The organism is Acidicapsa borealis (genome assembly GCF_059115245.1).
This window is the reverse complement of sequence record NZ_JCACNY010000001.1, coordinates 4,305,996-4,318,812: the sequence shown is the minus strand read 5'-3', so window position 1 is coordinate 4,318,812 and position 12,817 is coordinate 4,305,996. Positions and strand designations below refer to the sequence as shown.

Below are 12,817 nucleotides of genomic sequence, written 5' to 3'. Positions count from 1 at the left end.
GCGTGGGTTCACCGATCCACATCTCAACTCGCGACTCCAGGCCGAAACACGTTTCCAGGCCCGAGCACTCTCAAAACGTGCATCTGCGATTTCGCGTCAAGTCAGGGCCGCTTCCTGTTCACGCAAGGTGCTTCCTGAAGAGTTCCACCACGCTCTTGGGCGCGGTATTGTCGAAGAACCGTTCGAGGTTCTGTGCAGTTTCGCGAGCGAATTTCTCACTTCGGGGGAAGAGTTCGTCTTCATAGGCAGCAAGTGCGGCTTCGCTGTCCCGAAAATGGGCGATTAGAGCTCGGGCCAGTTCCGCGCCATCGTACATGGCGAGGTTCGCACCTTCACCTGCAAACGGAGACATGAGGTGCGCCGCATCACCGAGCAGGGTTACGCCTGGCACCCGTTTCCACCGGTGATCGACCGGCAGCGCATAAATCGGTCGAAGCAGCGGATCGATTTCGCTGTCTGTAATCAGGGCGGTAAGCTGCGGAGCCCAGCCTTGAAACTGTTCCGCGATACCGGCCAAGCTGGCGTTTGCGTCGCGGGAGTCGAAGGAAGCGATCCAACTCTCCGGCTTGTTCAAGGCAACATACGTCTTCAGTGTTCCATCCGCATTGCGATGCGCCAGGATGCCCTTGCCCGGAGCAACCGCCATACACGTACCGCTGCCGATGGCATCTGCACTTGCTTTGTGGCGCGTGTCGCCGTCAGAGAGGAATGTTTCGATGAAGCAAGTGCCGGTGTAAAGCGGCTTCGAACGGGATACAAGTGGACGTACCTTGGACCACGCGCCATCGGCACCCACAAGCACGTCGCTGATAGCCGTGGAGCCATTGGAGAAGGTGATGCCATGTCTTCCGTCACCGATCGCGGTCACGGATGCCACCTTGTGACCCCATTGGAGCGTTTCACGCGGGATGGAGTCGATGAGCATTCTCCGCAGGTCGCCCCGATCCACCTCGGGCCGCTTGTCGGAATGTCCACCGGGTTTGTCTAAGAGAACGTTGCCATCCTTATCGACGACGCGTTTTGCGTCTTCGCCAGGACGAATGAGCGGAAGAAACGCTTCAAATAAACCCGCATCTTTAAGAGCAATCTGTCCGTTGTATTCGTGAATGTCGAGCAGTCCGCCCTGCGCTCTCGTATGAACCGACGCTTCCGCTTCATAGACAGTGGCTGCAACGCCATGGAGGTGGAGAATGCGGGCAAGGGTGAGACCACCAAGTCCGGCACCAATAATTGTGATCGGGTTTCGCATATGTGCGCTCCTTTTGTCGTAGTCAGCTTTGTGGGCTAACCGTCGCAACTAGCACTGGCAGTTGCGTTCGGAGACGCTGGCCGAATCACACAGAGAGCGTGATTGACTTGTATTCGACTCGCCTGCCAGCGCATCGCTGAGTCAGGCGGTCGTTTTTCGCGACTGTTGTAAGCCTAACGCATCTTTGCGGTCTGGCAAAGCGATTGCCTTTGTGGCAGCTAGAAGTTCTCCACTGTTGCGAGATTCTACTGTTAAGCACATGCCGACACGTTCATTAACTCTGACTGTTCCGTTTGTTGGCAGACCTCTGACCGCTGGATTCACTCGGTTCATTCTTCCAGTCTGGCAATCACGCTCATCACCTCCATTTAACACTTTCGCATACCTCCAAAAAGGCCTATGTACAAGGGGATAGTCAGAACGGAAGCTTCTGAGCGGACACGACTTAGGAGGGATCGATTTCGGTCAAAAGCGAGGCAAAGAAGGTCAAAGCAACTTAGATCGCACGGCAATGCGACGGAAATACGACGGCAACGAAGAGCCAAAGGGATTCGTGCCATTGCCGGATGGCGACTATGGATGTTTCGGATTGAGGAGTTCGCGGAAGGGCACGATTTCCGAACTCGCCGTATTGGTGAGCGTCCGCGTTTCTAGCAGCGAGCGGCGGAATGCATCGCTCAGCGCGAAGGCGATCCGCTTGCGAGCCGAGCGCAATTCCATGGCAAGCAGGTACAGAAGATCTTCGCTCGCGACAAGATAGAGAACCAAATCCGTGGTCTTGTCGCTGTCGAGGGCTTCGCGAATGGCATCATATCGCGTCACGGATTTAGCGCTTCGCTCGTACTCAATCCCGATACTTCTGATGCATCCGTCGACCTCGATCTCAGCGATGGCGTCATAGTCTTTGATCGCCCCGCCAACGGCAACTAGGTTTCTGGACGCGATCTCGACATCGGTCTTCCAGGAACGCAACAGGCCGGTCCGTGCGAACGCGACATGGATGTTGACCAGCTCAAGGGCGTGGGCGATCTTCGACGGGTGAAGAATCTGCTCCGTATCGCTGGGCAGTGAAACCAGACAATGCCCACGCGACTCAAGACATTCAAGTCCCAGCTGTGTGATGCGGTAGACAGGCTTACCGAGAAACCGTTGGTCGTTGAACCTTGCGACCAACCCAACTCTCTCGAGGCGTGCCACTCGCCAGCGTAGCGAGCGGACGATCACGGCGAGCATCTCGTGCGACAGCAACTCGCAGAGTTGATCGAAACAAAGTGCACGCGCATTCCGGATGTGGAGTAGCACCGGAACATCGCATGTTTCGGAGAGCGCAATATAGCCCTTGTAATACCTCACTGGAGTGCTCCTTCGCGAACAACGCTCAACCTGACTCGGCTTTGGCTCGGATCGACCTGCCATCGCCCGAGGTCGCTCTCAACCCAATCCTGGTCTCCGAAAAGCAACATTGCTTCGTACCTATTGCCGCGCAGACTGATCGAAATTGGTCGGACGCCGGCAGATTTCCAACCTGGTTTGGCGAACTGGATTGCGCCGTGCTCCACAGATTTGAGCGTGACCAGATAGGCGTCGGGCTCCGCCTGAGAGGTGCGACGCTCGAACAAGAGGTGCATTTTTCCGGCAAACTGCTGTGGCCCCGAGCACTGAAAAGTCCTGCCAACCGCACGCAATGGGAACTCTGGATCGAATCCGCTATGTGAATTGAAGCGCACCTGGCCGGGGAAGATCGCGCTGTGATGAAGCCGCCTTCCCGACATCAAGGCCGCGGCGTTGAACCAGGCCGCCCTCCGCCGGAAGCAAAACGGATCGCTCGTGTCGCGTGAGTTCATAGTCCACCAGTTCGTCCCGAAGCTGACTACGCGGACGTACATGCCGCCAACTCCGTTGTTAGCATTCCCAGGACGGCGCGCGTTTGGAGCATTCGCTCCGGGCCACGGAGAGAATGCAGGAACCAGATGCGCTCGAAGGCGAGGCCGGGGAGCACTCGATTCCCGTCATGGAAGAGAGCAAGTAGCTTGTCCAACTCGACCATTGCGTGCGCGAACGCGATCTCTTCAGCGCCCTCAGCCCCAAGTTCGTGAAGGACATACTCGCCCCACTTGTCGGGGACCATGTGGTCTGTCACATCCCTCCTGTAGGCAACCCAGATCATGAAATACGGATTTCGCTCCGCAATATGATCGCGCAGCACCTGAATCTGTTCTCGTGGAGAGGAGCTGTGCTCGATATCTTCAGAAGGTGTCGGGCGTACCCGATCGCAGAGCTGCTTCGTAAGGGTTTCAAGGATTGTGTCGCTTAGAGCCTCTAATGTCGCTGTCCGTATGGGATCGTGCAGCGTCTCGATACGTTCCAACTCCTCCGCGAACTGAGCTGGGAACGGAATTTCCCGCATCCGGTAGAAGCTCCGAAAGAGATCGACACGGCCAAGAGCAAGCGCGTAGGGCTGCTCCGGAACAGGCATTTCGCGACGGACATGGATGAGCCAGTCGTCATGACTTCCAAAATCGGATGGAATTGCTCTGGTCATTCTGGCCCTTTCATGCGCCCTTGAGAGTCGCGTTGCGACGCCGTTCTTGATCGAGCAAAACGGTCGTTTGGTTCAGGCGCTGCTTGAGATTGTGCTCGCTGTTCTGCAATGCCTCCATGCGCCGCTGCAACAGGAGAATGTTTTGCTGCACGCTCGCCGTGGTTGCATCTGGCGCCGCGGCTTCGATCTTCTCCACCTCCACCGGCGAGATTCCTTTGCTGTCTGCGAGGTTGCGAACGCCCCGCGTCAAGCTTCCGGCCGCCTCGGCATCCTGTTGCGAAGGGCGTGGCTTCTGTGACAGATTCTTTTCCACATCGGCGTTATGCGCTTCAACCAGCCGATTGAACTGCTGGGTTCTGCGCTCGATCTCGATCCTGTCGCTCACGCGGCCGTTCCATAATTGCGCGATCAGAGACGCCGCGATGACTTCGCGCTTGTCGGCGGCGTGCCACTGGAGAAGGGCAATAGCTACCAGCCCGCTGAGCAAAAGCAGCGTCACGACATTCGACCAGAAGTAGAGATCGTCGATGCTGTCTTCAACAACAGCCGCCCGGGCGGATTCCAACGACGCACCGTAGTCGATGCCATGCGGATTGATTTTGCCCAGCGCGTAGTCGAAGAAGCCCTGGCGTCTGGGGGCAGACTGCGCACTTCGAGTGCTCGGCCGATCCAGAGTCTGACCAAGAGACAGACCATGCACGCAGCAAAGCATGATGGCAATTACGGCCCATCGGATTGTGACTGACATCCGCATCGTCACTCTCCACCTCCCGCGCCGAGGAACAAACCCGCCGTTCTTCTGCGCCGCTGTTTCCGGTTCTCGGCTTCCTTGAAACGAAGATTCACGCCGACCTTCGGGTCAAGATAGCTGTGCATCTTGGGATAGAGGGAAGGCTCCAGGCCCTCGACTTGAAACCGCGGAGCTCGCCGGACGTGCAGATGGGAGTAGCGAGTGCCCTCACGGTTATCCACCATCAGAATCTCCATCTGGCCTACAGGCAGATTCTTGATGTGATCCTCCCGGGCTCGCGTCTCCTTGATATCGCTTTCGCTCCCCGTGCCAGTCTCGGTGTATTTGGTCGAGAAGATCCCGGTGCGGCGCACCGACAAGCTGCGACGCTTCGTGGCAATCCTGGCGGAGGCCTTTAGAAACCATTGCGCTGTGTTTTCTTCCGAGACGTTCATAATCATCTTCGTTCCAGGCGCCGACGAGACCTCGTCGGCGAACGCCTGGCTCACGCGTTGCAACTGGGGCATGCTCTGGAAGGAGAACAGGAACGAGACTCGCGCGCCGCGCGCCGTTTGCAGCACCTGCGTAAAGCCCGGATAAGCGAAGGGGGCGAACTCGTCCAGGATCACCGAGAGCATGGGTTCATTTGCATCCCGGTTGCTGGCTGGCTGCGCGTAGCGTTTGCCCACCATCAACTGAATGTTCTGGAGCAGTATCTTTCCTAAAGCTTCGACAGCGCGCTGATTGCGGTTTGCATTGAGGGAGACAAACAGAATGAGATCGTTATTGACAACGTCGTCGAGCGTGAGGAGGTCCTGATACGATCCGGTCACGATCGACAGTTCGTCCTCCAGGAAGCTTAACAGTTCATTCAAGAGTCCCTGAATCTTCTCGACACGCTCGCGGTCGGACAGCGAACGTTGGAGCATTTTGACAGACATTTCGAAGTTCAAACGCTTCTGCATGGAGATTCCTGGCACAACCGCCAGCCGCGCCTTCGCAATTCCGATTTGCTCCTCCAACACCTTCTCATCGAGCGCCATCACCAGCACGTCGTAGACGTTGAAGAGCTTGCCTGTGTACTGAAGGATGCGAACGAGGTCAGAGAGATACGCCTCCTGGTGCCCCTTGAAGAAGTCCTCGCGCAGTCCGAAGGAGCGGAAGATGAAGTTCACATGCTCCTGGTAAGCGTCGTCAAGCGCATAGAACGGGTTGTATCGCGCAGACTCTAACGGGTGCGTTGGATCGATCACTCGCAAATCCTGCAGGCGGCCGGCGGCTTCGATGTGCGGCAGCAGGCGGTCGAGGAAGTCGCGCTCACCTTTGCCGTCGAAGATAATCATCGGCATCCTGCGCGCGCCAAAGCGCCGCGTCAGGTCCTGAGCAACGATGTTCTCAAGGAATGTGGACTTGCCCGCGCCTGTGCCGCCCACGATGACGCCGTGCTTCATCCGCACCGTATCCTGCCAGAACCATGGCTCCTTGTGGACGTTGTATCCCAGCAGCGTGGCTCCAGACTCACCGGCATCGCGCACCATCCTGGCGTCCTTCGATGCCGGAATCACGATAGCGGGGTGAGGCCAGTTTTCCTCCCTCTTCTTCCTGCGGCCAATCAGCTGCGCCAAGATGAGGCCGCCGCCAAAGAACAGGATGGCGCTGTAGAGGAAGATTTCAAGACACTGATCATTGCGCAGATGGAGGCGGGACACGGCGACGTACCAGCAGAATCCAACGGCAGCGCACGCGAATAGCACGAGGACGCCGCCGACATCCTCCGGTCCTCTCTGGCGCGATCCCGGCTGATCGTAGTACGGGCTCATCCGCGGCCTCCGATGGTGAAGTAGATAAAGACGCCGGCCAGAGCGCAGAGGAGAACAACGGTGAGAACGATCAACGGGCTGGGTTTCCAGCGGCCCTTCTCATCGACAGGTCTGAGTTCATCGGAAAGCGATTCACGAAGAGCGTTTTGCAGATTGGACTCGGCATCGCTCAAGTAAATGTGTCTAAGCGCCTGGCGCACTTCCTCCGCCGAAATGTAGCCATCTGCGTCCATGACTAGAGAACCACCTCGACCTTCAGAGGGCCGCTCTGGTCAGCGCCGAAATTCAATTGATAGATCTGCGGTGGATTGCCCGCGGAACTTTCAATGCTGATGACGCCGGTTGTCTTCTCTCCGGGCGCAAGATCGCGCGCGCCGGATTCGGCCTGGATCACTGGAATGCCAGAGACTTTCCGCGCTTTGAAGGCCGCGAAGGTCTGGGAGTTGATCTGGTGATTCTTGAGACTCACGAGCGAAATCGGCCGCTCGGACGGGAGCGGAGCGCATACATCCGGGTCCGTGACCCGGAACGGAGTGCGACTCTGGTTGGCAATCGAATAGCGAATGTAGAGTCGGTCCTTGGCTCGGTAAACCTGTTCTACTTCGACCTCGACGCGGTCGGCGGTGCGCTTTTCCGGGTCGCGCGCGATACCCTCTACGCCCATCATTGCCTGCGTAAGAACCAGCGATGCGATCTTGCGAATTTCCGCATCCGAAGGTTCGGCCGACGCCTGCGCGTTGACATGCTGTTTGGGTGCAGGCTCCGTGCGGACCAGGACATCCATTGCCGCAAGCTGGCCTGCAGGGTCGAGTTCATAGCTCAGCTCGCGCGAAGCGGTCCAAACGAAAAGATTGGTCGATACACCTTCGCGGAGCGGCTTCACAAAAACCTTGTCGTCATGGCGCTCAATCTCGAAGCTGTCAGGATCGGCGATGGCGAGGGTCGTCACGGACTCGCCAAACTCAAGAACGGTGAGATGGTTCAACGAGGTTTCAATATGGCGGATCTGGCTTTGGGTGGTAGTCTGCGCGCCCGCCGTGGCAACCGCAAGAGCAAGGGAAATCGTCGTGAGCGTTTTCATAGCTGCCTCCAGGGGTGCAACATCTGTCTGAAAAACGGAAAGGAGAAGCCGAGCCGGAAGCTCAGTCTTCTCCTTCGCCGGCTAGGAGTGCCCCAGGGGAATGGGAGCACTCGTGTTTTCGAACAGCAGATTGCGCTTCCCCTTGTACTGAAAGAGAAAGACCCTCTTCTCGCATTCCGGGCCTTCAGGATTGGCGATTCGTTCGACGAGGAATGCTCGCCGCTCATCGTCAAACCAGGCATAGCCGTTGACGGTCTTCGGCATTCGAACCCGAACCCGCTCACCGCCTGTCACCTCCGCGAAGGCATCGACCACCTCCTGCGGAAACGACTGGAAGAGCACCGCTCCGGAACCTGTGCCGCCAGTAACGACCGCATTCATCGCCTGCGCCCACGCCCGCCGGTTCTCCTGCTTGCCTTGCGCCCAGTAGTGAAGGAACAGATGCAGGGAACTGAATTGATCCCGTGCATCCTGCTCGTGCTCCCAGAGAGCCGCCTGCGCCTTGTTTCGCGCAAGCACCGCAGACCTTCTCTGTTCCTTGTCTTCACTCTTGCGCACGGCTTCCCATTGCGCCTGAGCGTTCTTCAGTTGCTGCTTGACTTCATCCTCGCGCTGGACGATCCGGCTTGCGATATCGCCGTAGATCGAATTGACCAACTGGCATTCCTCGAACATCTCCCGGGTTACGTGCTCGCCCGAGAAGAGTCCACGGAAGTCTTCGATCCCCATCTTCTCTTCGAAAGCGTTGCCGGTTTCGTCGGGAAGAAAGCCGAGTTCCTTGCGCAGGAGGTTGTAGAGCCTTCCAACCTTGTCCGTGTCCGCAACTTCAAGATGGGCGGGCAGGTCCGACACTGTGCGCTCCCGCTTGTAGCGGAGCCAGGGCGCCGGCGCTACCTCCTTCCTGATCTCACTGACAACGGACTCATCAATCTCGACCCTGTGTTTGAGGGAATCGAGTGCGTTCTGCAGTTGCTCGACAAGCTTGTAGGCCAAGTCAGGTCTACCCGCGGCAAGGCATGAGGTCTTCAGGTCGGTGATTGAACCGATCCGGTTTCCCCGCGCCTTCATGGCAACCGGGCACGCATTCCACCAAGGAGACTTGGCTTTCTGATGTTTCGTCTTTTCCTGCCGGAACTTTTGCCCATATGCGATCCTTCCCGCAACGAACTTTGGGAACTGATCGGACGGCATCACGCAGATGGTGTCGAAGTCGAAGTCGCCTCCGTTCTTGCTTGCGGTCTTCGAATGGAGGATATAAGTGCCCTCCATCCGCAGTTGCCGTTCAAGAATGGTTGCGACCAGCGTTTCATCGAGGTCGGCTGTTCCCAGCGCCTGTTTGAGCGCCGGAACAAGCTCTTCGTTGGTGATATGACGGATGGGCAGAAGATCCTCCTGCATCCGAATTGGGTACCGGACGCAAAGGCCTTGCTCAGCCGTCAGGGATGTGATCGAGCTATCTTCGGGTATCCAATCGGACGCAGAGAGAATACTCCCTCGATGTTCGATCAGGACACCGTCGTCAGCGAGAGCGAACGATGGCAGCTTAAGGTCCGCGCTCGTACAGGCACGGAATGCCCAGCGAGCGAGCTTCCGGTTCAATTGATTGAAGACGTAGGGAATCTTGATTGCATTTCCGCTACGGTCTGCCAACAGAACAGCCTCGGCCGGGTCACACCCTTCTGAAGCCTGATCGTCCTCTCGCTCCCCCTCTCGCTCCATTGACTCGGGATCGAAGTTGACGCCATCGTCGATCGTCGTAACCTCTGACTTGCCGATTACTTCGAACAGCGCCTGGTAGTCGCCCTCGTCCCACGCCTTCCGCATCGTCTTGATTCGTTGGAGCGCCCACAGTTTCAATTCGAACTGCAGCGACTCTTCCGAAGCATGTTCGATCAAGGTGTAGCTTGATCCAAACTCCGATTGCCGGGAGATCTGTTTGATCCCGAGAATCGCCGGACCGGTGAACATACGGCCCGATGTGCCCAGAGAGGGAAGAAACCGTACACTCCCCTTCAAGGCCGGTTTGCAGGCGCTTTCTGGCAGAATGACGTCGACCCCGAGCCTGTCGGCTACGCGATCGCTCATCGCCTTCAATGCGCCCTTTGCCTGCTTCGGTTCGCGCGCGTCGAATGCCAGCCTGAACTGGCAAAAACGGTTCGTGCCGATCTTCAGCTTCCGGTAAAGGGATTCACGCACCCAGCCTCGGCAATCGTTGGTGCCAAGGACATGATCCTTGACCACAGCGATGCGCAGATCGGGCTCCTCGACCATCAGCTTGCAGTCGGAGACGAGAATCGCAAAGTACACGATCGCCGCCTCGGGCCAATGCTGAAAGCGCTCAGCAATCTGGCCGGCGTGTGCTTTATCGACGAAGTAGAACTTTCCATCCTTCGCTGAACCGCTGGCGCCGACCAGTTTGTACTCGACCCCACCGTAATGAAGGCTCGCCATGCGGTTTTCGACCACAGACTGCTCATACGGCGTCAACTCATACGGCACGCTGACTCGCGCTACTCGGATGCCGGGATAGAGTTGCCCGAGGAGCTTTCCCTCAAGCGTGTCTTTCCGGCCGAGCTTGGTTGGCTTGCGGGTCACTTCACCGGAGGCATCGATGCGCAACTCAAGAATGAGCTGTTGATCGAGTGCCGCGTTTTGTGTCCTGTTCGCTGTCATGTTCTCCTCACTTGTCTGGCGCTTCAGACGCAAGTGACAAGATTGGCTGACGCCGGTTTCTTGTCTCTCGCCTGGCCGCCCGGGTTAGGGGTGGGGTGTCAAGCCGAACCAGGTCTTGAGAGTGCAAACCGGGTCAGCGGAATTCCTCATCGCGCTTGCGATAAGGCGTCAAAGGAGGCGACATGAGCCGTGTTTCAGGTTTGTCCCCTCTTTGAATCCGTGCTGACCTCTGCTACTGATGCCATGGCCCTACTTGCGAATGGGCCGCCTTACCAATGTCGGAGATCCTCCCTGCATCTCCGCCTCCGCCTTGTAAGCAAAGAGGGTGTAGATGACTCCGTTCTTCGATTGAAATGCTTTGATCAGAGCCTCGCCTTCGCTGGCCACTTCCGCACCGAGCTCAGGCTTCTCCACAGACGATCCTTCTTTGGCGAGAAAGTATCGAGCCACCTCTTCGGTCTGCTGGCGGGGCCGGCGCACACGCCTTGGTCCGGATGCCAGGGCTGGTTGTTGTATCTCTGCGACCTTCGCAAGTGCGGCATCCATCATTGACCTCCCTTGTTTGGAACGGCATCGGTGTCCAGAGTGGCGTCCGGCGCATTCAGGATGCGGTCGCGGCGCTCGCCGTCGATCGGACGCTCACTGTAATCGGCGATCCAGAGCCCATCCGGGTTTACATCGGAACGTTTGTCGGCGATCAGGCGCACGCGATACTCGTTCACGAAGTGATCGGTCGTCTCGTTTCCGTTCGACAAATGGTGAACGTCCTTAACTCCGTAGACCAGGTACGTGAGGGGCTCGCCCGAAACCGCATCGATCTCCCGCAGATGAAAGACAGACTGCACCTGTCCCTCGTCGATCTTGCCTCGGGTGTCATCGTCCCCCATGGCCTTCAGCGTGTAAGCGCGGAGGTTGCGCGTCATCATATTCAGGCTGGCTGCCCAGTGGTCGTCCACGTTGGCCGGCGAGTAGTTGAGGTAACTGGTCAGAAAGCGCTTCACGAACGCCTCGTCCAGGAACTCATCGGTCCCTCCGGTGGCGAGGTCCGATACAGAACCCTTTGCAGGCTTGCCCAGTACAGAGGCGTCGCCGTTGGGGCCGATACGAATCACGGTTGGTGGCTGCATGCGCACAAAGATGGCGAACCCTATGGCCACGAGCGCCACCGGAATGGTCAGAAAGGCAAGAAGCCAGGCGCGGTTCGCGTTTGCCCGGAGCGCTCCATCCATTTCGTAATACTTCGGCCTCGCGATGGCCGTTTCGTCTGCTGGAACGGTGCTGGTATTCATGTGTCCCTCCTAATCCTCATTTCTTGCTGCGCCTGCCACACTGCGAGCAGCAATCCGGGCGGCGTGATAAGCGCTCCATGTGCCCAGGTTGTAGCGGTGTACGCTCGGACCTCTTCTCGATTGAGCCGACGATCTCGACCCTGCGCTGGGTCTGGCAGCCGCGACAGAAGGTTGGCCCTGCGGAGAGCCTGAGCCCTCAGCTGGAACGCTGATAGCTCCGCTACCTTCTTCACTGGAACTGTCGGTGCCCATCCCGTCGCTGCCCATGACATCACTCATAGAGCTGCGAATCTGATCCGCATGGCCCTCCAGGGTCGGGGAGCCATCCCTGAACCCACCATCTTGGAATCCAGTCCCGCTGCTTCCTGAATAGGCGGCGATGGGAGTTTGTTGCGGCGGCGCCGGTTGGTTTCCGCCTGCCGATGCGGTGAGCGCTCGTGCGGAGCCCGCAGTGGCTGCACCGGAAGAGGATCCTGCTGCCGCTCCACCCGATGAGCCCGCTCCTGCCGACGCGACGCCTGCCATGGCGCCCTCAATGCCGGCCGCGCCAACCGTCAGCGCTGTAACCGCCGTGCCGATCATTGCCGCCGCAGTGCTACCAACATCTCCGCTGACGATCCGCTTGGCGATGAAAGGAATGACCGCGATGGCGAGCGAGTAGACGATGCTGACAATCCCGATCAGGAACGAGCCTTCGAGGTTTCCCAACCCGCCAAGGAAATCATTCTGGTTGAGCATCTGCCCAACCTGGCCCATTTGCACGGCTGTGATCAACGCGCCAAAGCCGCCATATAGGATCGGCCAAGCATTCCAGACGAAGATGTTTTCGATGTAGGACTTGGCAAGGCGGTTCGCGCCGCCGAGAGGCATGAGCGCAATCACAATCGGCCCGAAGATATACAGGACGCTTCCGTAGAAGATGTAGAAGAACCCGAAGATGACGACGACAATCGGGTAGAGGAGGTAGGCCACGAGGATAAGAAGCCCGTCAATTAGGCCCGCCATTGATCCAGTAATCAGCCCCCATAGCTGTTGCGTGCCGTCCTGCGTGAACTGCGCCTGCAGATCGGTTCCCCAGTTCTGGAGGACGTTCCCTCCCGATGCGTTACTTACCCAGTTGCCGCCGTTTACGAATCCCTGGTTGATCGCGGTAAACACCGTCCCATAGTTCATCACGATGATCGCGGTGACCACATATTTGATGAGTCCCGTGCCCAGTCCTCGGACATCTCCACCGTGGAGTAACGATTGATAGACCTGCCACAGGAAGCCCACCAGCAGCACGACATAAGCCACGTTCTGCATCCCGGCAGTAATACCGGTCGAGTCGATACCGGATACGGCTTGCGTCAAGAAGCGCTCGAACAGGTTCAGCTGCGTCCCTTGAAAGAACGCGAGCATCGCCACGGGATGTAAGCTCAAGTGCAGCATGC

12 protein-coding genes are annotated in these 12,817 nt (G+C 57.9%); all 12 read right to left on the bottom strand.

All coding sequences use genetic code 11. The features are described 5' to 3' along the window. Positions 1-118: 118 nt before the first annotated feature. On the bottom strand, positions 119-1,249 hold the full coding sequence (locus tag AC5S27_RS17800) for an FAD-dependent oxidoreductase (RefSeq protein ID WP_493935910.1): 1,131 nt from the start codon (positions 1,247-1,249) through the stop codon (positions 119-121). Between the two features lie 573 nt (positions 1,250-1,822). Further along, complete coding sequence (locus AC5S27_RS17795) at positions 1,823-2,602, bottom strand: replication-relaxation family protein (protein ID WP_493935909.1); 780 nt, start codon at positions 2,600-2,602, stop codon at positions 1,823-1,825. Further along, entirely contained in the window at positions 2,599-3,135 is a 537-nt protein-coding gene (locus AC5S27_RS17790) for a hypothetical protein (protein ID WP_493935908.1), read from the bottom strand. Before AC5S27_RS17790 ends, AC5S27_RS17795 begins: the two co-directional genes overlap by 4 nt. Continuing rightward, complete coding sequence (locus AC5S27_RS17785; RefSeq protein WP_493935907.1) at positions 3,120-3,791, bottom strand: hypothetical protein; 672 nt, start codon at positions 3,789-3,791, stop codon at positions 3,120-3,122. The genes AC5S27_RS17790 and AC5S27_RS17785 overlap by 16 nt, the downstream gene beginning before the upstream one ends. A gap of 10 nt (positions 3,792-3,801) precedes the next feature. Next, positions 3,802-4,539: a hypothetical protein gene (locus AC5S27_RS17780; protein WP_493935906.1), complete on the bottom strand. Its 738-nt coding sequence runs from the start codon at positions 4,537-4,539 to the stop codon at positions 3,802-3,804. Positions 4,540-4,547: 8 nt separating this feature from the next. Beyond that, complete coding sequence (locus AC5S27_RS17775; RefSeq protein WP_493935905.1) at positions 4,548-6,341, bottom strand: type IV secretory system conjugative DNA transfer family protein; 1,794 nt, start codon at positions 6,339-6,341, stop codon at positions 4,548-4,550. Continuing rightward, positions 6,338-6,574: a hypothetical protein gene (locus AC5S27_RS17770; protein WP_493935904.1), complete on the bottom strand. Its 237-nt coding sequence runs from the start codon at positions 6,572-6,574 to the stop codon at positions 6,338-6,340. The genes AC5S27_RS17775 and AC5S27_RS17770 overlap by 4 nt, the downstream gene beginning before the upstream one ends. 2 nt (positions 6,575-6,576) lie before the next feature. After that, positions 6,577-7,422 carry a TrbG/VirB9 family P-type conjugative transfer protein gene (locus AC5S27_RS17765; RefSeq protein ID WP_493935903.1) on the bottom strand — a complete coding sequence of 282 codons (846 nt, stop codon included), beginning with the start codon at positions 7,420-7,422 and terminating at the stop codon, positions 6,577-6,579. An 81-nt stretch (positions 7,423-7,503) separates the two neighbouring features. Then, entirely contained in the window at positions 7,504-10,095 is a 2,592-nt protein-coding gene (locus AC5S27_RS17760) for a hypothetical protein (RefSeq protein ID WP_493935902.1), read from the bottom strand. Positions 10,096-10,344: 249 nt separating this feature from the next. After that, entirely contained in the window at positions 10,345-10,644 is a 300-nt protein-coding gene (locus AC5S27_RS17755) for a hypothetical protein (RefSeq protein WP_493935901.1), read from the bottom strand. Next, the gene (locus AC5S27_RS17750) at positions 10,641-11,384 is read right to left on the bottom strand and encodes a VirB8 family type IV secretion system protein (RefSeq protein WP_493935900.1); all 744 of its coding nucleotides are present in this window, start codon (positions 11,382-11,384) and stop codon (positions 10,641-10,643) included. Before AC5S27_RS17750 ends, AC5S27_RS17755 begins: the two co-directional genes overlap by 4 nt. 9 nt (positions 11,385-11,393) lie before the next feature. Further along, positions 11,394-12,815: a hypothetical protein gene (locus tag AC5S27_RS17745; RefSeq protein ID WP_493935899.1), complete on the bottom strand. Its 1,422-nt coding sequence runs from the start codon at positions 12,813-12,815 to the stop codon at positions 11,394-11,396. Positions 12,816-12,817: the final 2 nt, after the last annotated feature.

Coding starts and splice junctions, on each gene's coding strand:
- AC5S27_RS17750 (WP_493935900.1), bottom strand. CDS start 11,384: ATGAATACCAGCACCGTTCCAGCAGACGAAACGGCCATCGCGAGGCCG.
- AC5S27_RS17800 (WP_493935910.1), bottom strand. CDS start 1,249: ATGCGAAACCCGATCACAATTATTGGTGCCGGACTTGGTGGTCTCACC.
- AC5S27_RS17755 (WP_493935901.1), bottom strand. CDS start 10,644: ATGATGGATGCCGCACTTGCGAAGGTCGCAGAGATACAACAACCAGCC.
- AC5S27_RS17770 (WP_493935904.1), bottom strand. CDS start 6,574: ATGGACGCAGATGGCTACATTTCGGCGGAGGAAGTGCGCCAGGCGCTT.
- AC5S27_RS17780 (WP_493935906.1), bottom strand. CDS start 4,539: ATGTCAGTCACAATCCGATGGGCCGTAATTGCCATCATGCTTTGCTGC.
- AC5S27_RS17765 (WP_493935903.1), bottom strand. CDS start 7,422: ATGAAAACGCTCACGACGATTTCCCTTGCTCTTGCGGTTGCCACGGCG.
- AC5S27_RS17790 (WP_493935908.1), bottom strand. CDS start 3,135: ATGTACGTCCGCGTAGTCAGCTTCGGGACGAACTGGTGGACTATGAAC.
- AC5S27_RS17760 (WP_493935902.1), bottom strand. CDS start 10,095: ATGACAGCGAACAGGACACAAAACGCGGCACTCGATCAACAGCTCATT.
- AC5S27_RS17785 (WP_493935907.1), bottom strand. CDS start 3,791: ATGACCAGAGCAATTCCATCCGATTTTGGAAGTCATGACGACTGGCTC.
- AC5S27_RS17775 (WP_493935905.1), bottom strand. CDS start 6,341: ATGAGCCCGTACTACGATCAGCCGGGATCGCGCCAGAGAGGACCGGAG.
- AC5S27_RS17745 (WP_493935899.1), bottom strand. CDS start 12,815: ATGCTGCACTTGAGCTTACATCCCGTGGCGATGCTCGCGTTCTTTCAA.